This is a genomic window from Oscillibacter sp. (assembly GCF_032018205.1).
In the GTDB taxonomy this organism is placed as follows: Bacteria; Bacillota; Clostridia; order Oscillospirales; family Oscillospiraceae; genus Oscillibacter.
In genome coordinates this window covers 70,732-94,956 of record NZ_DALZOY010000007.1, presented here as the reverse complement: position 1 = coordinate 94,956, position 24,225 = coordinate 70,732, and the positions used below count along the sequence as shown (strand labels likewise).

The window sequence follows — 24,225 nt, the reverse complement described above, 5'->3', positions numbered from 1 at the left end:
CGATTGGGGGAAGTATTACTTTCCTCCAATCGGAAGCAGGGAGAAACCTATGAAAAAGCACTACCCTACCATGATTTTAATATTTGTTTTTTTAGTGGGTCTCTCCGTGCTGCTTTACCCCAGCGTCAGCAATTATTACAACTCTTTTCACCAAAGCCGGGCTGTTGCCAGTTACGACTCAAGCATGGGTAAGCTAACGGAGCAGGACGTTACAGATTCGCTTCAGGCGGCGCAGGCGTATAACGAAAAGCTGCGCAATCAGGGTGAAAGCTGGTTTACATTGACAGATATACAAGAGGCGGAGTGTAATGGTTTACTTAATTTAGATGGGAACGGTATGATGGGCTATCTTTCTATCCAAAAGATTGGAATACGACTGCCCATCTATCACGGCACCTCCGAGTCAGTACTTGCCGCCGGCATTGGGCATCTCACGGGTTCTTCGCTTCCTGTGGGCGGAATGGGAACCCATTGCGTTCTTTCCGGTCACCGAGGACTGCCTTCGGCAAAGCTTCTTACCAATCTTGATGAGTTGGATATCGGCGATACTTTTTCCATTACGGTTCTGCATGAGACATTGACCTATACGGTAGATCAGATTTTGATTGTGGAGCCGAACGAGGTCTCGTCGCTGGATATTGACCCCAACGAGGATTACTGCACGCTGGTTACCTGTACGCCTTATGGAATCAACACGCAGCGTCTTTTGGTTCGCGGGCATCGGGTAGAGACACCCGATGAGACCTATATCTCCGCAGACGCAGTACAAGTTGATCCTTTAATAGTGGCGCCCGTAATTGCCGCACCCATTTTGCTGGTCTTGCTCATCTGGCTGCTGGCCGCTCCGGGTAAAACTGGAACCGCTCAAAAAGGCCGAGAGAAAGAGAAGGGAGGCGAATCGCCTATATGAAATCCATCCTGAAAAAGCTGCTTCATGTGGCTGCATTGCTGTGTATCACCGTCTCCCTCACAACCACGGCCGCCTTGGCGGACAGCTCCCCGTATTCTATTACGCTGAACTGTATGTATGGTGGGACCGCAATTTCCGGCGTGACGTTTCATATTTACCGGGTTCTGGAGAAATCCGGCGACTCCTATGATCTAACCGATGATTTTAAAGATTCAGGGGCCAACATCAAGGCGGGTACCGACAACAAAATCAACTGGGCGGACGCTGCAAACACGCTGGTTGTTTACGTCCGGGCCCACAAAACCTCGATTCACCCCTCCAGCGCGCCCTTGGCCTCGAACAGCAGCGGCAACTGCACGTTCACTCTGAATCAGGAGGGCACCTATCTGATCTTTGGCGATTCCTTGTCGACAAGCAGCGGTACGTATTCCTTCAGCCCATCTCTGGTCACCATCCCGGATTCCAATGAAAAGACGACGACCACCGCCACCGTCAAAGTGTCCTACCAGCCGTACACGTCCCCCGGCAGCGACCCCATCAACGTTACGGTGCTGAAGATATGGAATGACGGCGATGAAGGGGACCTTCGCCCAAATTCCATTATGGTTTCCCTGCTCCGTGACGACAGGGTTCTTTATACCGTGCGGCTTTCAAAGAGCAATAACTGGAGATATGCCTGGAACAATCTCTCCACCGGATATACCTGGTCCGTGATTGAAGACACCGTTCCCGACAATTATACGGTTTCGTATTCGCGGGAGGGGACGATCTTTACAATTACCAACATGTATACGACAAATATCACTCCACCGGAGCCCCCAAAAACTGATGAACCAACAACGGCTGACTTACCGCCGGAACTCATACCCCTGGCAAGCCTTCCCCAGACCGGGCTGCTGCAATGGCCAATTCCGATGATGGCGGTTCTGGGGATCATGCTGTTCAGCCGCGGCTGGTGGGAGCGCTTTAAACGGCAAAACCATGAAAATTAGACGGGATATCGTTTTGATGGCTGCTGGCGGCCTGTTGTTGGCGGGTTCTCTTTTTCTAATGACGTTCAACTGTATGGAAGAAACACTGGCTGACCGTCAGGCTACGGAAACGGTACAGGTTTTGACCCAGCAAATAATTCCGGAGCTTTCTGACAAGACAAATACCGAGACCACCGCCAAGCAAATTCAGTCGGTCAGCGTGAAAGACGAAAGTTACATCGGCGTGCTGGATATTTCCACGCTGGGGCTCTCTCTGCCGGTGATGGACAACTGGAGCTATCCAAAGCTGAAAAAAGCGCCCTGCCGCTACTCCGGTTCTTTTTTGACGGATGATATGATTATTGCAGGTCATAACTACAAGCGGCATTTCGGCCTACTCAAGCAGTTGAAGCAGGGTGATCTGATTACTTTTACAGATGTAGATGGCTTTGTTTATAGCTATCAGGTAGTCACTGTGGAGACTCTGGCATCTTCGGACATGCAGGATATGAGGTTTGAAAATCCGGGCTTGACGCTTTTTACCTGCACTTATGGTGGGAACAGCCGTGTTGCCGTGCGGTGTGAACGGGAGAGTAGCTAATATCAATTGAACAAGGCTGTTTTTCTGCGGTGACACTCGAGGAGGCAAACGTGCAAAAAGCCATAGCACGGCGCGCCGAATCTTTCTGAGATTCAGCGCCAGAATGGACATGGTAACGCTGTGGGCGATGATTTGGTGTGGCATGGTCATAATCAGCCCCAAGCCGCACTTGTGCTTTTCCAGACTGAACCGCCGTTCCACTTCAACCCGCTCGCATTGTCCCCAAAATCCTGTGTTGTGTTTCGAGCCTCATCCTTCTTCGGCCTGTCCAGCGCCGGACCGGAGGTCACAGGAGTGTTTACGGCTGTATAAAAGACCGTTCGTCTTTGAAGACGAACGGTCTTTTATACTTATCCACTACTCACGATTTATCACGCAGCCAAAAAGGCCATTGACAAAAATAGACCGTATGTGTTTGGATAAGTCTCTATTTGGTGACCCGGCGGGGATTCGAACCCCGGACCCACTGCTTAAAAGGCAGATGGTCGTCCTATTGCGTTGGTGGATAAAAGACTATAACAGACTATCTAAAGGAAGTGATGGGGGGTATATCTCAAGCCGGATTTAATAGTATTTGCTCGTCAAATAATTTTTATATGCTTAGCTGTTGACAATGTAAACCGTCGAGAATATAATATGTCTACAATGTAAACAGAATGGAGCGTGATTGGAGTGAATGAGCCAAATATAAGACTTACCAATACCGAATGGCAGCTCATGGAGTGTTTGTGGGAAACGTCACCACGCACCGGCAGAGAGACCACGGATTATTTGAAGAAACATGTGGGCTGGACCCGAAGTACGACATTGACGATGCTTCGCCGCATGACGGAAAAGGGCCTAATCCGCTGCGAGGATAAAGAGGGTATGAAAGTCTATTCTTCTCTCATTAAGCGTGAAGACGCTGCTTTGCAGGAAACAGAAGACTTCCTTAGCCGGGTCTATAAAGGCAGCCTAAGCCTTATGGTAAGCACTCTGACAAAAAAGCAGGCACTTTCGCAGGCGGAACTTGACCAGCTGTATGGGATACTGCAAAAGATGGAGGAGGCAAATAATAGTGATTAAATGGATTGTTACCTCAAGCATTTTAATTGCAGTCATCATCGCTCTGCGCTATTTTTTAAGGGGCAAAATTAGTCTGCAGCTGCAATATGCTCTTTGGGGATTGGTCCTTCTGCGGCTGCTGATCCCGTACAGTATTGGCAGCAGCGGTTTCAGCGTGATGAACACGGTGCAAAAAGTTCCTGTCGTGCAGGACTTTGAAAGTGTGAGAGACGTTGGAAATATTTGGCACACAGAAAGCGGCACCGTTGAGGGATATCCGTCCTATGAACTTATGCCGGAAACGCCAGTCACCGTTGCGGAGAATAAAACGGAGGCAGAGTTTACACGCATGGAAAAGGCGCTCGCCTTCCGCAAAGCATTTATTCAGATTTGGCTATGCGGAGTGGCATTTCTGGTCATCGCTTTTGCTGCTTCAAACGTGCGATTTTCATCCCGCCTCCGCCGTAGCCGCAAGCCGTTGGAGGCAAAAGTCTCAGCGCTTCCTGTATATATTTCCAATGAAACAGACACCCCTTGCTTGTTTGGGCTTTTGCATCCAGCAATTTATTTAACACAGGACGCTGCCGAGAATGCGACGATACTTCGGCACACGGTGGAACATGAAACCACTCATTTCCGGCATGGCGACAATTTTTGGTCAGTTCTGCGGATAGTTTGCCTTGTTCTCCACTGGTATAACCCTCTAGTATGGTGGGCAGCGTTTCTTTCACGGGATGATGCGGAGCTTGCCTGCGATGAGGCAACAATACGCCGTATTGGAGAGGCCGAGCGCGCCGAGTATGGCAGGACACTCATCCGCATGACTTGCCAAAAGCGGGCTGCTTTAATGCTTTCGGCAACCACCATGACTGGAGGTGAGCGCATCATCAAGGAACGTATCACACTGATCGCTAAAAAGCCAAAGCTGCTCATCTCGGCGGTGATTGCCGTTGTACTCGTGGCGTTCGCTACGGCATGTTGCACCTTCACTGGGCCAAAAATGATCTACAATGTTGGTGTTGTTCCACTCACGGCAGAGGAAATGGAACAGTATAATAAAACCTTTGAGCCGCTGCTGTATGACGAGCAGGGGAACTCCGTCAGCGTCAATCCGATCAGCCAATTCCTTTCCTCATACTACGGCCGGCCAGAGGATATCAATTTGGCCGAATTGTTGCGGTATTTTCCTTCTGATGGTGACGTAACGGAGAAAACTGAATTTGAGGCGCTCAAGGATTCCGAAAACTGGCCTTTCGGTGTCGATATGACCTTGGACGGGATGCCGGTTCCCATTCACAAATTCTCAGCCAGCACCGTAAATGAAGCATTAAAAGAATATATGGGCATTTCGCAGGATGATCTTAGCAGAGTGGGAATGGATGAATTGATTTATCTGAAGGACTATGACGCGTACTATAACTTTACCAGTGATGCCGGGTTTGCCTACTTCACATACACAAGCGGTGAACGGCAGGGCGATATTGTACGCCTGTTTTGCGAAACTGCGGCACTCACACTGAGAATACAAGACGGCGGCTTTTTGATTGTGTCGCATCAGCGTATCGGGGACGCACCCGGTGAATCCTCCGATCAAGCGCAAGATGATATTACCTTGCTTGGTTCAAATGGAAAAAATGCCCCCTGAAACTTGGCATGAGCGTGGATGAGGCAACGAAAAAGCTGGAGGCGTCAGCTTGGCACCGCTTTGGAAAACTATGCCCTGACTAACTTTTTAAGTTCGTCAATTTCTTCGGACAAGGTCTTAATCAAAAACGCTATTATTTAGGGTTTCTCTGAGGTGCTCTCCATTTAACGTAATAGCGTTTAATAAATCAATGGCCTTATAGGCTTTCTAATACGATCCATAGATAGATACCTCCATTTTGATATATTTAATGAGCAAAGTTTTCGGTACACCAACCTTTTCGATGATGGTGGAAAGTATGTAATCCATAACTCTTATGACACTGGAAAAGCGCCACTTGATAACGGTGGTGCAAAGTGAATTAGTAAAGGCGACAAAGTGCTAACAAAACGCACCGCGGAATTACAATCAAGTAATTCCACGGTGCGTTTTTTCAATTGATGGAACAACAATGTGTCAGAACAAACGGCAGGCGGCGCCAGCTCGTCACCGTACAAAGAAGGCGCGGTTTTAATTACCCAATAGCTTCGGCAGCGTTTGATTTTACTGGTATAGTGGCGTCAATATATTAAATTTGTGGGGTGAGCGAAACGGATTCAATTTACTCCGTTATGTGGTGGCGTTCTGAGCTTTTGCCTTACAGACCATTGGCCTTTCTCTTATCAGAGATACGACTTTCGGGGTGGTATGCGCATTGCCGACGGTTTATTTGCAGAAGTCCCGTTTGCGGAACAGGGATCGCAGCAGTACCATCCACCCCCAAGAGAGGGACACGGCAGGCAGACAAGCCAGTAAGATCGCCTTCACAGGGGAAATTGCGGAGAAGCAAATCGGCCCGAAAAAGATGAGAAATGTCACCACCAACATGGTAAGCAAAGTGATTTTCTCTTTTTTTGTATTGGGCGGCGTCAAAAAAATCTTTAGCAAATCCATTTCAACTTGTTTTTTTGCCATTCCACGCATCGTTGTTCACTCCTTTTTCAGTTCAGCGGACCGGTGACCCGTTCCACTGCTTTTGTCAGTTGTCCTGTGTGAATCAGCTCCCGCAAGGCCACAATGTATGGGTAAAGGAATATATCCTTATCCATAACAGGCACCAGGTCCCCCACTGCTTTCAGCGCAGCGGCGCTGCCTGCCCCCCGGCTTACATCTCTATCTAAAAACTGTTGGGCCTGATAGCTGGAAAGCAGTTCAATCGCCAGAATATACTCCAGCTTCTCCGCCGCGGCACCCGCCTTTTTGCAGGCGTTGTAGCCCATGGCCACGTAATCTTCCTGATTGCCGCAGGTGGGCGTATTGTCGATGGTGGACGGCGTGGCCAGCATTCTCAACTCGTTCAGGAGACCGGCCTGCGTGTATTGGGGAATCATCAGCCCCGAGTTTAGGCCCGGCTTTTTGATGCAGAACCACGGATAGCCCGACAAGCTCTCATCAATTAGCCGGTTGTTGCGCCGCTCTGACATCTTAGCAAGCCCCACGGCGGCGATACAGGCGCTGTCCATCTCCATTCCCACGTAGGATGAGTCTGCGTTGCAGGCGGAGATTACGGCCTCATTTCCGTCCTCCGGCCAAATGATGGGATTATCGCAGCAGGCGTTCATCTCAATCTCAATTGCCGCTTTCGCGTCCAGCAAGGTCTTTTTTGCCGCGCCGTGAAGCTGGGGGATGCATCGAAGAGACAAGGCGTCCTGTACCCGGCTGCCCCGGTATTTCTCCATAATACCGGAGCCCTTCAAAACGGCACGGACATTTTCCGCTGTTCGGGTCTGGTCGGGATGGGGACGTACCTGCATCACCCGAGGATCAAAAGCGTCCAAAACGCCTCGGCTGGTCTCTAATGTCAGCGCGCCGATGATATCGGCGGCTTTAGCTGCGTTCAGCAGATCCCAAATGGCCAGCGCCGCCATAGCAGTAGATGAGGTGGTGCCGGATACCAGCGCCAGGCCCTCTTTGGAGCCAAGAACGAGAGGGGGCAGACCTACTTTAGCCAAAGCCTCGCGGCCTTCCAACAATTTGCCGTTCAAATAAGCCTTTCCTCCGCCGATGAGCACCATGGCCATGTGAGCCTCCGGGGACAGATAGCCTACGCTTCCGTCCCCCGGAGCCCACGGCGTCAACCCCAGATTCAAAAAATTTCGGTACTGCTCCAGAACGGCAATGCCCACACCGGAGTAACCCTGCCCCAGATTTTGCAATACCATCAGCATGGTTCCCCGTACTCGCTCGATTGACAAAGGTTCCCCCACGGACACGGAATGGGAAAGCAGGATGTTTTCCTGAAGCTGGGCCGTTTCCTCCTTGTCGATGGCCTTGGTACACAGTGCTCCAAAACCAGTGGTTACGCCGTACATGACTTTTCCCTCGTCCACCCAGCGCTCCACCAGAGCCCGGGACCGCTTTACACGCGCCTGATATTCGGCAGAAAATTCCACCGAGGCTCCGTCCCGGGCCACCGCAATAAAATCTTTCAAAGTGATGGGCGCGCCAAGGACGACAGTTTGATTTTCTTTTTTCACACGATGCCTCCGCTTACTCGACTTTTTCGGGTGCTGCGGCAGTTTCAGCGGCCTGAATATCGAGCTTTGTAGCCGGATCGAAGAAAAACACCTTCACTGCGGAAAACACCTGAAGAATAAAAATAGCCAGAACCACAAAGCCGCCGCAGGCCGCCAGATATTTTACACCGTCCACGCCCTGCGCGCCGCCGCCAAAAGCAACCATGATGCAGGCAATCAAACCAATGGACGCGCCCCAGACAACTTTCTGCCAAAGGGCCGGTTCCTCGTCGTGCCGCGCACCCTGCGTGCACAGAGCCGAGATGGTGGTGGACATGGTGTCCGCTGTGGTGGAGAAGGCCGCGATCAAAGTGATAATAATGGCTGGGATCAAAATGGAACCCAGAGGCACATGCTTTAGGAACTCCCATATGCCGGCCACTGCGCCATTGGACTGAATTGCGGAGATGATATCCGCCTTGCCCGCGATCTGCCAATTCAGCGCCGTGCCGCCCCAAACGGCAAACCACACAAAACCGAAAGCAGAAGGAAGCATCCAGTTGATGACCAAGAACTGCCGAATGGTTCGGCCATATGCGATGATGGCAAAGAAAATGCCCATCAGCGGCGCATAGGCAATCCAGATTGCCCAGTCATACATGGTCCACCATGTTACCAACGCGGAGCCGCCCACAGTGGAGGGATCAAAACCCCACATCCAGAAGCGGTCCAGCCAGTAGCCAAGGCCCACGTTGGCCATATTGAGAATGTAAATCGTGGGCCCGATAATAAAGAGCAAAATCAGCAAAACATAGAAAATTTTTGAGGTCAGACCCGCCAGCCACTTGATGCCCTTATCAATGCCTGTGACGGATGCGGCGGTAAAGGTCACGGTGATGATCGCGGTGAGAATAAACCAGACAAGCGGTCCTTGAGCAATGCCGTAGGCAGAAGAAAGACCGGTGCCGATCAGCGCCAGACCCGCGCCCAGAGAGGCCGCGAGGCCCAGAGCAATTGCCAGCACGGAAAGCACATCAACCAGAGATTTCCAAAAGCCGTGCATCACCTTTTCACCGAACAGCGGCGTGAGGGATGCGGCCACAGACAGTTCCTTGCCCCGGTTGAAGTAGAGATACGCGATGAGTACACCGGACAGGGCATACATGGCGTAGGGGATGACTGTCCAGTTATAAAAGCAGCGGCCCATGGAAAAGTATGCCGCTTCATCGCTGAGAGCCGGAATCCCATAGCCATCCAGTTCTCCGTAGATATTGCCGAAATAAATCAGCACCTCATTGACGCCGTAGGTAATCAGCCCGGTTGCAATGCCGCCGGTGAGGGTCATGGCAAACCAAGAACCAAAGGAGTGCTTTGCCTTTGCCTCCGGTCCGCCCAGCCGAATGTTGCCCAGCTTTGAAAAGGCCAGCAGACTGATGAGCAGCAGAGTTCCCATGGCTACCAGTTGATAGAGCCAGCCGAAATTGCCCAGGGACCATCCAAAGATGGCGCTGGCAACCTCCGTCAGCCACGCATTGTTGACGACCCCCAAGATTGCGGCGCCGCCGATCACCAAGAAGCAGGGAACGAATACGCTCCAACGGACAGGTTTTTGCGCGGTGTTTTTTTCGCTCATGACATGTTGTTGTATGGATCTGACGCTAAGACGGCAGATCATACGCTCCTTTCCTCTTTTCAAAAATAAAAGCAATTTCCGTGCCGACTTTGTGCAACTTTAAAAAGCAAAGTGAAAAAATGATGGTAAAAAATTAGATTTTCCTTGTAAATTCTGCGTTTTTTACAAATAAAAATTTTTCTGGCCACGACTTTTACGTGACTAAAAATAGTCTGTATTTGTTTTTATTAAAGTAATATCTGCAGAAAGTGCCAAACTATTTTGCATATCGCAAAATAGTTTGGCACTTTCCTTGACGCGTTTCACAGAGTCGTGCTATCCTTAAAACAAGGAGGCGATTTTTTGGAGTTCTACGATTTTTATTTTCTTTTGGAAAAAGACGGGATGATCGACCAAGTGGTGTGGGGAAATCCACAGGCACGGGAGATGTACCAGCTTCTGTTTTCCGATTGGGCACTCCGCAGGCACAAACCCGCAAAGGCATTTTCCCTGCCGGACGGGGCGCACACGGGAGAATTTGTCTGGGGCAAGGATCACTTTTTCTTTGAAAAGCTTCCGGCAGAGAACGATAAGACGTATCTGCTTATCAAAAAGCGAAATGATTGGGAGTGGCTTATGACGCAGGCCATGAACTATATTTTGCAGGGGATTCAGATCTATGACAAAAATGCTTGCGCGGTCTTTTTTAACAAGTCCAGTCGGCAAATTTCTCAAATTCCAGACGATCTGGCTGTGGGCGGGCGGCATCTGCTGGACATGTACGAACTGAGCGAGGATATCAGTACTGTGATGACATGCCTGAGAACGCAGTCCCCGGTCATCAACCGAGTGGATCACTTCACATCCAGCAACAGCGTCTCCATTGCCACCGCAAATACTGCCTACCCAATCCTGCGCGGCAAGGAACTGGTGGGCGCCGTGGTGTTTGAACAGAGCAGCAGCATCGTAAATGCCGACGCCCAGAGGATTGAAGAAATTGACAGAGCTTTAAAGCAATATGCCCAGCACACCCAAACCGTCCGCTTTACCGGATATACGTTTGAACACATCATTGGACACGGGCCGAAGCTTCAGGAGGCGGTCGAGCTGGCCCAGAGGGTGGCCCCGCGTGGAAGCTCTATCTTATTGGTGGGGGAGACTGGAACGGGAAAGGAGGTCTTTGCGCAAAGCATTCATCGGGCAAGCAACCGCCGGGACAAGAAGTTTGTGGCGCTGAACTGCGCCGCCATTCCGGAAACGCTGATTGAGAGTTTGCTGTTTGGGTCTCAAAAGGGGGCGTTCACAGGGAGTGAGAGCAAACCGGGTTACTTTGAGGAAGCCGAAGGCGGCACACTCTTTCTGGATGAACTGAATTCCATGAGCCTAAGTATGCAGTCCAAAATTCTGAGGGCCATTCAGGAAAATACGTTCCGCCGGGTAGGCGGGCAGAAAGACATTCAAATGGATGTGCGCATCATTTCCTCTTGCAACGAGGACCCGTTTCAGGCCGTTGTGAAAAACGAGCTTCGCAAGGATCTTTTTTACCGCTTGTCTACCGTGATGATCGAGCTGCCGTCTCTGCGAGAGCATCTGGAGGATCTGGACGAGCTGATTGCCTATCGGCTCAATACCACGTCCTTCCAGTTTGTTCACACGTTTTCTCAAATTACCCCGGAAGTTCGGCAGCTATTCAGCGCCTATGCCTGGCCGGGCAATGTGCGGGAGCTGTTCCACGTGCTGGATTATGCCCAAAACGTCACGGACGATGATGTACTCAAGGTGGAGTATCTACCCAGTTATCTGCGAAAGCAGCAAGAAACCCGGCCGGAGTTTGTGGAACCGGGCAGCGGCAGCGACGCTGCTACCTTCCCATGGGAAGAGAACCTGCAAAGCATTATGGACACTTATGAAAGCAAAGTCCTGCGTGAAGCTCTGGCGCACTATGGGTATAACATCTCAAAAACCGCTGATGCATTGGGCCTTAGGCGGCAGAGCCTGCAATACCGTATCAACAAATATGGTATTATCATCTGATGCGGAAAGCAGATACAGTTACGCTCGTATTGGCGTCGGACGTTGCAGGCTTGGCGGCCAAACGTCTCTTCGCCGCTTGGTTACTCCGGCAGGCCAGCCTTTTTAGCGCTCTTAATATTCAACTGCTTCGCCTTGCGCACTAACGTGGATTGCGACATCCCGAGGATCTTTGCGGCCTTATACGTACTTTTATAATTGGATAGCGCTTCGGAAATCATCTTTTTTTCCAACTGTTCAACGGCCTCTTTCAATGAGAATTCGGAAGCCGACTCCGTATTTGTATCCATATTCAGCTTTCCGCTGAACACCGTTAAAATCTGCTGTGGCGTGATGGCGTTTCCGCTGGATACGATCACCAATCGCTCTACCACGTTTTCCAATTCACGCACATTTCCCAGCCAGTCGTGCTGCTCGAGCAATATGACTGCCTGACTGAGGAAAAATTTTGAGGTTTTATATTTTTTATTAAACTGCATCAAAAAGCTGGAGGCCAGAAGAGCGACATCCTCTCTTCGCTGGCGCAGGGGGGGAATCAGAATGGGTACCACATTCAGCCGATAATAGAGGTCGCACCGGAATTTCCCTTCGTTTACCTGCTGAAGAAGGTCCCTGTTTGTGGCGGAAATCACCCGAACGTTAATTGGGATGTTGTGCGTGCCGCCCACCCGGCGTATTTCCCGCTCCTGCAAAACGCGCAGCAATTTTGGCTGTAAGTGAATGGGAAACTCCCCGATTTCATCCAGCATAATGGTTCCGCCGTCCGCCACCTCGAACAGGCCGATTTTTTGCTTGAACGCGCCCGTAAAAGCGCCCTTTTCATAGCCGAACAGCTCCGACTCCAGAAGGTTTTCAGGAATTGCAGCACAGTTGACCGAGATAAAGGGGCCGTCTGAGCGGAGACTTTTATTGTAGATTTCCTTTGCGACGACTTCTTTTCCAACGCCGCTTTCCCCTGTAATTAAGACGCTGGCATCGGATTTCGCAATGACGGAAATCAATTTGCGCAGGGAAATCATCTCCTTGGAATTTCCGACCAGATTGGTTGCGGCCTGATGATCTCTTAGATATTGTAATTCCTCCTGCATCCGGTTATTTTTTTCAATTTCCTGCTCCAGTTCATCCTTCCACTTAGACATCATCGTCAGGTCCTGTATCTGTGTGAATACCAGCACCAAGTCTTCGTCGTTGAAGATGGGGGTGCTGCGCACCACCACCTGCCCGCCGTCCGGCATCTGTGAGACAACAACCACCTCGCGCTTCTTTTCAATCGCTTGTAAGCAGGCGGGGGTATTGGTCGGCACCTTTAAATAGTTATAGGCGAGGTCCACGATGCTGTCTGTCAATTCGTGCTGAATATCGTCTAATGAGAGATAGTAGTTCATTGTCTTTGTCACTTCATCAATACTGGAAATATTCCGGTGAATGACCTCCTGCCGGGACAGCTTATAGGTATTTTCCCATGCCCGGTTCACAAACTGCACGGTTCCGTCCGGGGTGATGAAATGAACCGGCTGCCGAATTAGGTCTGCAAGTTGAAGAACATCAATATAGGATGCATCCCAGTTGAAAGGCTCTTTACTCATGACGCAAGACTCTCCTTCACGTTCCATTTGCGGAATTATTCAGACTCGACGCGCGAATACATTGGGGATTCCCAGATCTGTCCGATACTTTGCGATGGTCCGGCGGGAAATATTCAAACCGTTTGTTGCAAGCAAATCCGTAATCTGCTGGTCGCTCAGCGGCGTGCAGGGGTCTTCTGCAGCAATCAACTCTTTGATTTTTCTAGTCAGCCCATCATTGGAAACATCGGAATTTCCAACATTGAGCGAAACAAATTTCCGCAGGGGAAACGTCCCTCGGGGACAGCTCAGATATTTTCCTCTCAGAGCCCGGCTGACAGTTGATTCATGACACGGCAGCTCCTGTGCCAATTCCCCGAGGAGCAGCGGCTCGATGGGCCCGCCGTTTTCAAAAAAAGCCCTCTGGCGATCCAGTATCAATTCGCAGAGGTGCAGAAGCGTTTTCCGGCGCTGTTCAAGCGCCGTTTGCAGCATTTTGGCCTGACGGAGCCGGTCGTATAAATAGGTGGCATTCTCCTTGTCGTGAGACCCCTTCAGCAGATTGATATAGTATTGACTAATGTGGATGCTTCCGCTCCATTTGTCGCAAAGGCAGATATCCCATCCGTTTTCTTTGGGAAGCATCAGGATATCCGGAATGACATAGGCCCTCTCCGCAGGGGCGAAGCAGGAACCGGGATACGGTTCCAGCCCGCGAATGACCCGCAATGCCCGCTCCATCTGTGGAAGCTTTACGCCGCACTTCCTTGCAAGGCGGCTCATTGACAGAGTTCCTGCCGATTGGAGGAAATTTTTTACAAAGTATTCCGCAGTCTCACACCGCTGGGGCAGCTTGCGCAGTTGGACCAGCAAGCACTCTTGAACGGAGGCGGCGCAGATTCCCGCCGGCTCCAGTCCGCGCAAAAGGGCGAGACAATATTCCGAATCCTCCGCCGTACCTTTGCAGCAGGCCGCGGCCTGATCTGGGGTAATCTTCAGTCTCCCGTTGTCTTCTATGGAGCCAAGGAGAAAATTCATCATTTTTTGTTGAGCGCCCGTTAGCTTTAAAAAGTCGATTTGCAGGCGTAGGTACTGCTCCAGGGACATCGTGCGGCTGTCGGGGATTTCCTGCTCCGGCATGTCCTCGGTCACCGTGCGTTCATAGAAACCGCGGCTGTACACCGGCTGCTGGCTAAACCAATTGGCAAGTCTGAGCTCCTTTTCAATTTCGCTTCGGTCCCGCTCGACATTGATCAAAGGATTTTCGTTTTCAGCCTGATTCAGAAATTCACTCAGCTCATCTCCGCTCATTTCAAGAACTTCCAGCCGCTGTAACTGATATTGGTGCAGCTCCTGCCCTTGTCGGACTGTTTGCTCGATTCCCGACACAGCATTTTCTCCTTTCGATCTACTTTTGCATTATTTTGCGAGAAAACAAACCGCTTTTGCTGATATCAAATATAGCACAGCTTGAATTCGTTTCGCAAATGTCTCTGTTTCCCAATTTTCTTAAAAAAAGTTAAAATTGAATTTTCCGCTTATTAACAAGTCAAAAACAACTTGATTTATTACTTGTCGGAGTCGGCGGCCAATCGCAATGCGATTGGCTGTTTTTTGCACTTCTTTGAATGCCTTTATTGAAAAGTCTGCTTCAATATTACCATATAAAAACGAATAAGTCATTTTCAACTTGCGCTTTTAGATGTCGGCATATTTGGTTTGGTCATAATAACTATTTATTGATGACTTTTTTTCTGAATTTGTAGATTCAACAAAATTTCAAAATTTTTTTTGGTTTTATGACTGTTGGCCTGAAAAATGCTTTACAAAGTAAGGTTATAACAGGAGGTTTTGCAATGAAACAAAATAGAAAAGCGTTTATTACGGCGGAAATTACAGGGGTGATGTACAGTTCGCGCATGAGCCCGTATCTCCCTGTCACTCCACAGCAAATCATAGATGATGCAGTTCGCTCCTATGAAGCGGGGGCCTCTGTTGCGCATATTCACACGCGAAATCCAAGCACTGGCGAGCCGGATGCGGATATAGCCCAAATGCGCGAAATTGTGGGCGGGATTCAGCGGCGCTGCGATATGATTGTCTGCGTAGGCTCCGGTGGAAGTCAAACGATGTCTCTGGAAGAGCGGTTGGCCCCCATTTCAGAATTACAGCCGGAAATGGCCGATTGCAATGCCGATTCCATGAATGTTGCTTTATCCGATGCTTCAGAGAAAATTTTAGCCGGATTCGGCTGGAGAAAGCCCTATCTCCGTGAAACCGGAGGATGTGCATTTACCAACGCGTGTGCCAATATGGAACTCTTTGTCCGAGCAATGAACACAAATGAAACGCGTCCCCAATTTGAAATTTACGATCCCGGTATGCTGAACAATGTTGCTTGTTTTGTAAAATGTGGAATTGTTAAATCGCCTGTGTATTTGCAGTTTGTGCTGGGAGTTCAAGGCGGCATTCCAGCCTCTGTAAAGAATTTGCTGTTTTTAAAGGAAACCGCCGACCTGCTGCTGGGGGAGATGGGCTACATTTGGTGCGCTGCCGCTGTGGGCCGGCATCAACTGCCTATGGCGGCGGCGGCGCTGGCAATGGGGGGCAATGTTCGTGTGGGGCTAGGGGACAGCCTATATCTTCGCACCCACGTTTTGGCACAGTCCAATGCCGAGCAGGTGACCGCCGTCCGGAGTATTGCCGACGCACTGGACGTCGAGCTGGCCGTACCGTCCGAGGTCCGGAGTATACTTGGGCTGAAGGGTTCCGATCGGGTGGTTTTGGCATAATGCGGAATTTGCTCCCTTACGGTTTTACCATTGCGGGGCTGTCTTGATACTTAAGTAAAAGCATTTAGATAATCCTGGCGCAGAGCAGATAAACCAGAGGAATCGTCAAAACGGAGAGCAATGTGCTGGAAATCACGCAGGCCGCCGCCAGTAAGCCGTCCTTTTCATATTCCTTCGTGAACATCACCGTCATCGCGCCCGCCGGAAGCGCGGACAAGATGACCGAAACACCTGCGACGGCTGCTTGCGTGATTCCGACCAGCTTGAGCATTGCCAGCACAATCAGCGGCATTCCCAGCAGCCGCCAAAAGCAGAGCTTCCAAATTTCTTTGTTTAAAAACATTTCCAGTTTTAAGTCGGAAATGACGCAGCCAATCAAAATCATGGATAGCGGGGTAGTACAGTTTCCCAAGGAGGAGATGGCGTTTTCCAGAGGAACGGGCAGGGTAATCTTCAACCAGGCGACCAGCAGGCCCAAAACAACCGCCCACAGGGGCGGTGATTTGAGTAAACGTTTCATCCAGCCGTTTGATTTTCCGGCCACAAAATAGGCAATTCCGATGCTTAAAATAAAAATACGCGCCGGAAGCAGGGCCACGGACAGCAGCAAAATCCCCTCCGCACCATAGATTCCGCCGATGACCGGCATTCCCATGAAATTGCCGCTGGGACAAAGGATGGCAAAACGCAGCACCGGCTGCTGCAAGGTGGGCTTCTTTCGATAAAGCAGTACGCCGATAAGTATGTAAAGCAGATGCACCGCAATGGTGATCAGGATCATCAGTACGGAGCTTTTCAGGATGTCGTCGGGGATGCGCTCAAAAAAAGCGGAAAACACACTGCATGGCAATATCAAATTAATCATCATTTTTGAAAGGCCGGCGCTGACTCCCTCCGTGATGATTCCGGTCTTTTTTCCTAGAGTACCAATTAAAATCATGACCAGCAAAGAGCACTGCAATTGCAGAATTGTAATTGTCATTTTGTGATTCTCCCATTCGGTGATATAAGTCGTTAATAGTTTTCCTGTTTTTAATCTTCCTCAGAGTATAAGAGCAATTTACATACCAGATATTTGATTTTGAGCAAATCTATTTTCCCCGGAGTGGAAGATATGGCAATCCGCCCCTAATATAGAGATTGGCACGGAAAATGCTACCCTTTAAGATTGAGGTACCCGGCTGTTTATCATCTGAAAGAAACCCATCGGACGCACAGCCTGATTTTGCGGAGCGATTCGCAAAGCCTTCCGAGCCACGCTCCCATTGCGTGGCTTTGTGCTATTGGTTTTCGTCAAGAGCATTGAACGCTTTATTTTCAGCCTTCGGTTTCAAAATGAAAGGAGACATTATGAAGCAGTATCCTCATCTTTTTTCTTCCATCGACATTGGGTCTATGCATGTAAAGAATCGCATTTTTATGGCGCCCATGTCTTCCCATCTTGCAAGTACCAGCGGACGTTTGACAGAGGAAATGCTTGCCTACTACGAGGCTCGCGCCAGAGGCGGGGCGGGTTACATCACAATTGCCAGCGTCCTCATCGACCGCCTTTCCCGCTATGGCACCTTTCGCAATGTCGGTCTTTATGAGGACGCTCAAGTTGAAGAGCTTTGCCGGCTGACCGACGCGCTGCACCGCCACGGGGCGGCAGTGGGCGCACAACTGCTTCATCCCTCCACGGCGGCTCTGTCCCGGTACAACGAGGGCCACAAGCCGGTTGCCGCGTCTCCGGTTGAGGCAAGAGCCTATGCGGAGCTTCCGCGGGAACTTACAAAAGAGGAAATCCGGGAATTTGTTTTAAAGTTCGGCGCCGCCGCTCTGCGGGTGGAAAAGGCGGGGTTTGACGCGGTGGAAATTCACTGCTGTCACCGCCATGGTCTACTGGGGAATTTCCTTTCTCCGCTGCACAATAAGCGGGTGGATGAATACGGCGGCGGCGTTGACGGGCGGCTTCGGATGCCCTTAGAGGTTATTGCCGAAATCCGCAGACAGGTAAGCTCGGATTTTCCTGTCATTGTGCGGATGTCCGCCACGGATGGCGAGCCGGACGGACAGTCCCTCCTTGAAGGAATCTACATTGCACGCCGCTTTGAAGAGGCCGGGGTTTCCATGATTCATTTGTCCAACGGCTCGCTGGATATTCCGTGGAAAACCACCGCGCCGTCCGGTGTTCCGCAGGCATTTAACGCGGACCTTGCGGGAAAAATCCGGAAATCCATCCGTATTCCGCTGGGGTTTATTGGCCGCATCAACGAGCCGTGGGTTGCCGATATGGTGATTGAACAGGGGAAAAGCGATGTGGCTTATATTGGCCGCGCGCTAATTGCCGACCCTGAATTTCCAAATAAGGCGCAGGAGGGGAGGGAAAACGAGCTATGTCCCTGTATCGGCTGTCTGCGCTGCCTTGCCACCGTCAATGCGGATGGAAGCGTTTGCTGTACCATGAATCCCGTGGCTGGGCACGAACTGGAGGCGGAAAAGCCCCAGGCGGCAAGCGTACCTTCCAAAAAAGTGCTGGTCATAGGGGGAGGACCGGCAGGACTTTCCGCCGCAGTCGAAGCGGCCCGACAGGGCCATCAGGTGACGCTAATTGAGCGCACCCATCGTCTGGGCGGGCAGATGTATCTGGCCGGTTTCCCGCCCTGTAAGCACGATGTGGCAAAGGGGACCCGTTATCTCATTGAGCAGGCCGAAGCCGCCGGTGTGCATATGGAGCTTGAGAAGAACATTTCCGCCGGTGATATCTCCGCGCAGGGATATGACGGCGTGATTCTGGCCGTCGGCGCAGACCCCGTTCTTCCTCGCTTCTTGCAGGGCGCCGCACAGTTGGTCAGCGCGCAGGACGCGTTGGAGGGCAACGTCACCGTCGGACACAACGCCGTGGTCATCGGCGGGGGACCGGTGGGCTGTGAAACCGCAGATTTCCTGATCCATCCCCACAACGACCTCGGCCCCAACAGCAGGCGTGTAAGCATTGTCGAAATGGATGACTATTTGGAGAAAAATGAGCGGACCGCCGCCCGGATGCTTTTGGTGGAGCGGCTGCTTGCCAAGGGCTGCCAAATTGTAACGGGCGCAACAGTGGAATCCGTCAATGGGGATACGTTGCATTATCTGAAGGACGGGCAGTCTAAGGTGATTGACCGCATTGATACGGTGGTGGCTGCCGTTGGGACCAGAGGAGACACGGACCTGCTTGCTGCGCTGCGGAAGCTGCCCGTGCCTGTGCAGGCCGTCACGGATACGGTCAACATTCTGCTGGCGATTTCCGGCGGACGGGATGCCGCCAGAGCGCTGTTCCGGGAATCAATTCAATGAACTATTAAGAACGCGTAGGGAAGCGGGGCGAAATTTTCATTTCGCCCCGCTTTTTTGCGGTCTGTGGATCAATTTCAACGGAGATTATTGCGCTGCAAAGCCCGTGCGCACCGCCCCAAGGCACTTGGCGCTTTCCGTGCGGAAAAACACTTGATCGTTCATGCAGGTGACAAGCCGGAAGCCCTGCTTCAGCCGCTTGATGGCCGCGTCCTGATTCCCGGTTACAATGCCTGCTGTAATGTCATATTTTTTGCAGGTATTCAGCACGGTTTCCACAGCTTCAACCACATTGGGGTGATTGACGTCTCCCGGGTGGCCCATGTCCTGAGAAAGGTCCGCAGTGCCGATAAAGATGCAGTCCAATCCCGGCGTCTGGCAGATTTCCTCGATGTTTTCAACGCCCCGCTTGGTTTCGCACTGCATAATGGTATAAAGATTTTCATTGGATTGCCTGGTATAGTCCTCGTACATGCCCCATCTGGGGCCGCGGCCGCCGTTTGCCCCGCGCTTGCCCAGCGGAGGATACTTGACGTAGCGGATAATTCCGTCCGCCTGCTCGCGGCTTTCCACCATGGGGACCATCAGACCGTGAATCCCCACGTCCAGCAGGCGGCTCATCATGGGAAGATCGTTGGGATCATAAACCCGGACAAACGCCGCCATACCGTATAGCTCGCAGGCGCGGGCCATATCCACCATGGTTTCCGTATCGGTCTGGGCATGCTCCGCATCGATGATAATAAAGTCCATTCCGTTGATGCCCAAGCACTCGCAGTTCATCGCGGAGCCGGAAGCGACAAAAGCACCCAGAACATATCCGTTCTCCGCCAGCTTTTCCTTTACAAAATTCCGCATTTTCATGTTTCTGTCTTTCTCCTTCAAAGGCGTTCGGCCTTGATTTTTGAATTTCCCGGAAAAAGGTCCGGAAGAATACAACGTTCCTCCGGACCTTCCTCGTGGTTCTTATTTCTTCAGGGCTTCCAGAAACTCCATGTACTTCTCTTTGAACTCGGGCCGGGGAGTTCCGAAGATGTCCATCTGGAAGCAGGGGATATCCGTGTCGTGGACATCGATGTAATGCATCACGTTGGCGGGAACCACCACAAAGCCGCCGGGCGTCAGATGATAGGGCGTGCCATCCACATAGTAGTCGCACTCCCCCTCAAGCACCAGCGCCACCTGCTCCTCCGGGTGAGAATGGGGCCGCTTTTCGTGACCGGATGTGACCTGCCCGAGGGTGACGGTCATATCGTCTGCGCCCATGGCCAGCGTAACCTGCTTAATTCCTTCGCGAATGGGTCTCCAAGGCATTTTATTCCAGTTTCCAGACATAATTTCACTCATGATTTTTACTCCTTCAATTTTGTTTCAATCAGTAAATCTGGCTAACAAGGTTTCCTCAGGCAAGCCCCATCATCCGCGGCACAAACATCACAAGATCCGGGACATATGCCATCAGCAAGGTTGCAATGAGGGCTGAGATAATAAATGGAATCAGGGGCTTAGACAATCGGTCCAGCGGGATTTTTGTAACGTTTGAGGTTACAAACAGGGTCATGCCAACGGGGGGCGTCACCAGACCGATGGTCAGCATGATGCAGAACCAAACGCCGAAGTGAACCGGCTCCATCCCTGCGTAGGTAGCCAGCGGCATCATCACCGGCGTGAAGATCAGCATGGCTGCGGTGGCTTCCATGGCGCAGCCCACAAGAATCAGAATTGCAAACATCATCATAATGATGACCGCCCCGCTCTGTGTGATGCCGAGAACGGCGCTTTCGATGGTGGCGGGGACCTTTGCAATTGCCATGGTCCAGCCCATAATATTGCCGAACCCGATGATGATAAAGATTCCGGCTGTGGTGCCCACGGAGTTCATCAGAACCTTGGGGAAAATTTTGAAATTCATCCTGCCATAAATTAGGCCCGCGATAATCGCCGCAAACACGGCAACTGCGCCGGATTCGGCAGGGGTGAAGATACCGGCTGTGATGCCGCCAACCAGAATTACGGGTACCAGCAAGGCAGGAATCGCCTTGATAAAGCTTTGGAAGGCCAGCTTGCCGTCAAAATGGTCGGTGCTTTTGGGAAGCCCGCGCTTCTTCACGTTGAGGCGAATGACGGTGATATAGGCCAGACCGATCAGCAGTCCGGGAATTAATCCGCCCATGAACATCGCGTTGAGGGAAACGCCGGTTAAAACGCTGAAGTAAACGAAGGTGGTGCTGGGGGGAATGATGGGGCCCAGCACGCCGGAGGCACAAACCAGCGACGCGGAGAAGTCGTCGGGATATCCGTCATGAATCATCTCCGGAACCACCACCGCGCAGAGAATGGCGGCAACGGCGTTGGCTGAGCCGAGAATTGCCGACAGAATCATGGCCACGAGGATTACCACATAGGCAAGGCCGCCGCGGAAATGCCCCACCAGTGTGCGGACAAAAGAAATCAGCTTTTCGGTGACGCCGCTGGCATTCATCAGCTCGCCTGCCATAATGAAAAACGGGATGCAGGTCAGGCTGCTGACGTTCATGCCCGCAAAAACCTTTTGCGTGAGAATGTTGAAGTAGGAGTCGACCCCCATCGTCATTACATGGGCGAAGCCGGCCAGGCCAAGAACAAAGCAGATTGGAACGCCAAGGACCAGCGTCACCAGAAATACGGTAAGAACTGCTATCACGGTGCCTTGTCCTCCTCTGCTTTGTTTTGATATGCTCCATGCCGCCAGGATGTCAGGATGTTGTAATACTTCTCCAGCGTAAAAATAAAGATGATTCCCAGACCCATTGCAATTGGCAGATAGGGCCAGAACATCGAGATCTTCAGCCCGATGCTTACCTGCTTGACAATGGACGGCGTTTGCAGCGTTTGCAGGGCATTCATAAACATATAGCCTGAAAACAGCAGACAGATCGTGTTGATGACAAGCGTCAAAATCAGTTTGGTGGTCCCCTTCACATGCGCGGAGATAAGGTCAAACGCCACCAGTCCGCCCTCTTCGCGATAAGCTGCCGCACCGCCCAGCATTGCGACACACACAACGCCGTCACGGATCAGTTCGTCCGCCCAGGAGAAGGATAGCCCGAACATATAGCGCCGAACGATCTCCGCCAGCGATACGACCAGCATAATGCCAAGACATAGAGCAGCCAGGGCTTTCGCAACAAAGGCAAGTCCGTTAAGAACACGCTCAATTTTTCCCATGCTTTACCCTCTTTCGATAAATTACGAGCTTACTGCAGACTCTGCGCCATATCAATCAGGTCGGCAATTTTGGGGTCCTTTTCACGGTAGTCATTCCACGTCTTTGTGGCAATATCAACAAACTCCTGACGTGCGTCGCCTTCAATCGTATTAAACTGAACGCCCTTATCCTGACAGACCGCCACGGCCTCTTTCTCGTAATTAGGAAGGTATTTGCTGAACAAATTCTGGGCGCCCAGATCCATTCCGGCCAAAATGGCGTCCTGCTGATCAGTGGTAAGGCTGTTCCAATAATTCAGATTCATAACCAGCATGGAGGGGAAGGGATACAATCCGATTTCAGAAACGTATTTCAGCACCTCGTAATGGTTCATGGCATAAATGGAGGTCATGTTGATTTCCTCGCCGTCAACAACGTTGTTCTGCAAAGCGGTAAACACCTCGCTGTAAGGCACGGTAACGGGGCTGGCGCCCAGATCCTTCATAACGCCCTCCAGCATATTGGAGCTGGCGATGCGCAGCTTCAACCCCTTCAGATCTGCAACGCTGGTGATGGGGCGCACGTTGTTTGCAAACAGCCGCATACCGTTTTCGCCCACGCCGACAATCTTCAGCCCCAGATCCTCGCCTACCTGGTCAAAAATCGCCTGCGCCGCATCGCTGGTCAGGACCTGATATTCCGTTTCATAGTCACTGATCAGGAAGGGGAGCTGAAAGGCTTCAAACAGGTTCGTGTAAGTATTAAAGGAACTGGTGGTAACCGTCACGCACTGGATGGTGCCGTCCATAATCTGCTGCATCATGTCGGCCTCGCCGCCCAAAACGCCGTCGGCCTGATAGTCCACGGTGATGTTGCTGTTTTCCTGCATATAGGCAATCGCATCCTGATCGGCGGAATACTGAGGCATGGAGCTGCTGCCGTAGTTGCCCCAGATAATTCTGATGGGCTCGCTGTCACTCTGGGCGGCACTGGCGGAAGCGGAAGCTCCACCGGAAGAGGAACTGGATGAATTGCCTCCGCAGGCAGTCAGAAAGAGCACAGAAAAGGCCATGGTTGCCGACAGCAAGGCTTTTACATGATTCTTTTTCATAATTTCCTCCGTTAAGTGTTTTTTTATTTACACATTCAACAGCAGCGCGGGATTCTTCTTGGCGATCAGATCAATGTCTTCCTCGCTGAGGCCGAACTTGTCCATCAGCACACGGATAAAGCGGTACATCCCTTCCACCGGGGAGCCGTTGCCGTTTTGCCCCATGTCGGAGTCCAAAATCATGCGATCCAGAGGAACTGCTTTAAGCATCTCACCAATCACTTCGTCACCCAGAGTACCCAGCTTGGAGCCGCAGGTGAAAACGCAGACGTTGATTTCGATAAACGCGCCCAAGTTGGCCCACTTGGTCATTTGCTCGTAGCTTGCGCCAATGTGGAACTGGGGATGGTTAACCAGAATGTGCTTCACGCCAAGCTCCGTGGCCTTTTCCACCAGATGGTCGATTTCCCAGGCGGTTCCGTGGCCGGTGCCGAGAACCACGTCCTTTTCCGCAAGCAGTTTGAGAATTTCAATGGCCTCATCGTCCATTTTGCCGTTTTCATCTACATAAGTAACCGGCGTTTCGGGGACTGACATCTTGCCTGCCCCCACAAAAGTGCCTTTGTGGTGGTCAATGTGATTCTTTGAGGATACCGTGGGGAAGTAGATAATTTTTGCGCCCATATTGATTGCCGCATCCACGGCCAGCGTATTGAAAAGACCAATGGAATTGTTCAGAGCCATCGAGCTGTAAATCTCAACACCCTGGGCGTCGCAATGCTCCTGAACCATCTTGACACCCATACAGCTGGGAAAGTAGTGGTCCTTCACCAGAAAGCCTCGATAACCGGCCACAACGGCCTCCTTCAGCATATCGGCGGCATCTACCGCCCGATTGGCGACAGAGGGGCCGGCGTGGACGTGAATATCCAGAATCCCCCTGAGAATTTCTCTTTCGTCTTTCATAATTTTCCTCCTTAAATTTTATTTGATTTTGTTGGCTAAT

General features: G+C 51.3%; 20 protein-coding genes. 8 read left to right on the top strand and 12 right to left on the bottom strand.

Translation table 11 applies throughout. From position 1 onward, the window contains the following. Positions 1–49 precede the first annotated feature (49 nt). The 5 genes from RTU96_RS07295 (at position 50) to RTU96_RS07275 (ending at position 5,171) form a co-directional block, all read left to right on the top strand. Entirely contained in the window at positions 50–910 is an 861-nt protein-coding gene (locus tag RTU96_RS07295; RefSeq protein ID WP_312635874.1) for a class C sortase, read from the top strand. Continuing rightward, positions 907–1,902, top strand: coding sequence for a Cna B-type domain-containing protein (locus RTU96_RS07290; RefSeq protein ID WP_312635873.1), 996 nt, complete (start codon positions 907–909; stop codon positions 1,900–1,902). Before RTU96_RS07295 ends, RTU96_RS07290 begins: the two co-directional genes overlap by 4 nt. After that, a complete protein-coding gene (locus RTU96_RS07285; RefSeq protein ID WP_312635872.1) occupies positions 1,892–2,482 on the top strand; it encodes a sortase in 591 nt (196 codons plus the stop codon). Before RTU96_RS07290 ends, RTU96_RS07285 begins: the two co-directional genes overlap by 11 nt. Positions 2,483–3,154: 672 nt before the next feature. After that, on the top strand, positions 3,155–3,547 hold the full coding sequence (locus RTU96_RS07280) for a BlaI/MecI/CopY family transcriptional regulator (RefSeq protein ID WP_312635871.1): 393 nt from the start codon (positions 3,155–3,157) through the stop codon (positions 3,545–3,547). Next, positions 3,540–5,171, top strand: a complete 1,632-nt coding sequence (locus tag RTU96_RS07275; RefSeq protein ID WP_312635870.1) for a M56 family metallopeptidase — start codon at positions 3,540–3,542, stop codon at positions 5,169–5,171. The genes RTU96_RS07280 and RTU96_RS07275 overlap by 8 nt, the downstream gene beginning before the upstream one ends. Positions 5,172–5,876: 705 nt before the next feature. Here RTU96_RS07275 and RTU96_RS07270 read toward each other — a convergent pair. Genes RTU96_RS07270 through RTU96_RS07260 form a run of 3 tightly spaced genes read right to left on the bottom strand, consistent with a single transcriptional unit; the run spans position 5,877 to position 9,299 of the window. Next, positions 5,877–6,125: a hypothetical protein gene (locus RTU96_RS07270; protein WP_312635869.1), complete on the bottom strand. Its 249-nt coding sequence runs from the start codon at positions 6,123–6,125 to the stop codon at positions 5,877–5,879. Positions 6,126–6,151: 26 nt separating this feature from the next. Next, positions 6,152–7,687, bottom strand: coding sequence for an aromatic amino acid ammonia-lyase (locus RTU96_RS07265; RefSeq protein ID WP_312635868.1), 1,536 nt, complete (start codon positions 7,685–7,687; stop codon positions 6,152–6,154). 13 nt (positions 7,688–7,700) lie between these two features. Then, entirely contained in the window at positions 7,701–9,299 is a 1,599-nt protein-coding gene (locus tag RTU96_RS07260) for a BCCT family transporter (protein ID WP_312635866.1), read from the bottom strand. Positions 9,300–9,641: 342 nt separating this feature from the next. Between RTU96_RS07260 and RTU96_RS07255 the strand changes: the two genes are divergently transcribed. Further along, complete coding sequence (locus RTU96_RS07255) at positions 9,642–11,312, top strand: sigma 54-interacting transcriptional regulator (RefSeq protein ID WP_312635864.1); 1,671 nt, start codon at positions 9,642–9,644, stop codon at positions 11,310–11,312. Positions 11,313–11,392: 80 nt separating this feature from the next. Here the strand turns inward: RTU96_RS07255 and RTU96_RS07250 are convergent, their stop codons facing one another. Together RTU96_RS07250 and rpoN are read right to left on the bottom strand one after the other, a co-directional pair. After that, positions 11,393–12,895 (bottom strand): sigma 54-interacting transcriptional regulator, encoded by a 1,503-nt coding sequence (locus RTU96_RS07250; protein ID WP_312635862.1) that lies wholly within the window; start codon positions 12,893–12,895, stop codon positions 11,393–11,395. Positions 12,896–12,934: 39 nt separating this feature from the next. After that, entirely contained in the window at positions 12,935–14,263 is a 1,329-nt protein-coding gene (rpoN, locus tag RTU96_RS07245; protein ID WP_312635860.1) for an RNA polymerase factor sigma-54, read from the bottom strand. 410 nt (positions 14,264–14,673) lie between these two features. Between rpoN and RTU96_RS07240 the strand changes: the two genes are divergently transcribed. Further along, positions 14,674–15,666 carry a 3-keto-5-aminohexanoate cleavage protein gene (locus RTU96_RS07240; RefSeq protein WP_312635857.1) on the top strand — a complete coding sequence of 331 codons (993 nt, stop codon included), beginning with the start codon at positions 14,674–14,676 and terminating at the stop codon, positions 15,664–15,666. A 64-nt stretch (positions 15,667–15,730) separates the two neighbouring features. Here RTU96_RS07240 and RTU96_RS07235 read toward each other — a convergent pair whose 3' ends face one another. Then, a complete protein-coding gene (locus RTU96_RS07235) occupies positions 15,731–16,648 on the bottom strand; it encodes an AEC family transporter (protein WP_312635856.1) in 918 nt (305 codons plus the stop codon). A 368-nt stretch (positions 16,649–17,016) separates the two neighbouring features. Here RTU96_RS07235 and RTU96_RS07230 point away from each other — a divergent pair, with 368 nt between their 5' ends. Beyond that, complete coding sequence (locus RTU96_RS07230; RefSeq protein ID WP_312635855.1) at positions 17,017–18,984, top strand: NAD(P)/FAD-dependent oxidoreductase; 1,968 nt, start codon at positions 17,017–17,019, stop codon at positions 18,982–18,984. Positions 18,985–19,068: 84 nt separating this feature from the next. Here the strand turns inward: RTU96_RS07230 and RTU96_RS07225 are convergent, their stop codons facing one another. From RTU96_RS07225 to RTU96_RS07200, 6 genes are all read right to left on the bottom strand, one after another. After that, on the bottom strand, positions 19,069–19,845 hold the full coding sequence (locus RTU96_RS07225) for an aldolase/citrate lyase family protein (protein WP_312635854.1): 777 nt from the start codon (positions 19,843–19,845) through the stop codon (positions 19,069–19,071). A gap of 102 nt (positions 19,846–19,947) precedes the next feature. Then, the gene (locus RTU96_RS07220) at positions 19,948–20,328 is read right to left on the bottom strand and encodes a cupin domain-containing protein (protein WP_294854652.1); all 381 of its coding nucleotides are present in this window, start codon (positions 20,326–20,328) and stop codon (positions 19,948–19,950) included. A 55-nt stretch (positions 20,329–20,383) separates the two neighbouring features. After that, positions 20,384–21,664, bottom strand: coding sequence for a TRAP transporter large permease (locus RTU96_RS07215; RefSeq protein WP_312635853.1), 1,281 nt, complete (start codon positions 21,662–21,664; stop codon positions 20,384–20,386). Then, entirely contained in the window at positions 21,661–22,188 is a 528-nt protein-coding gene (locus RTU96_RS07210; RefSeq protein WP_312635852.1) for a TRAP transporter small permease subunit, read from the bottom strand. The genes RTU96_RS07215 and RTU96_RS07210 overlap by 4 nt, the downstream gene beginning before the upstream one ends. A 29-nt stretch (positions 22,189–22,217) precedes the next feature. Then, a complete protein-coding gene (gene dctP, locus RTU96_RS07205) occupies positions 22,218–23,279 on the bottom strand; it encodes a TRAP transporter substrate-binding protein DctP (protein WP_312635851.1) in 1,062 nt (353 codons plus the stop codon). A gap of 27 nt (positions 23,280–23,306) precedes the next feature. Further along, positions 23,307–24,185 (bottom strand): DUF6282 family protein, encoded by an 879-nt coding sequence (locus RTU96_RS07200; RefSeq protein WP_312635850.1) that lies wholly within the window; start codon positions 24,183–24,185, stop codon positions 23,307–23,309. Between the last annotated feature and the right edge of the window lie 40 nt (positions 24,186–24,225).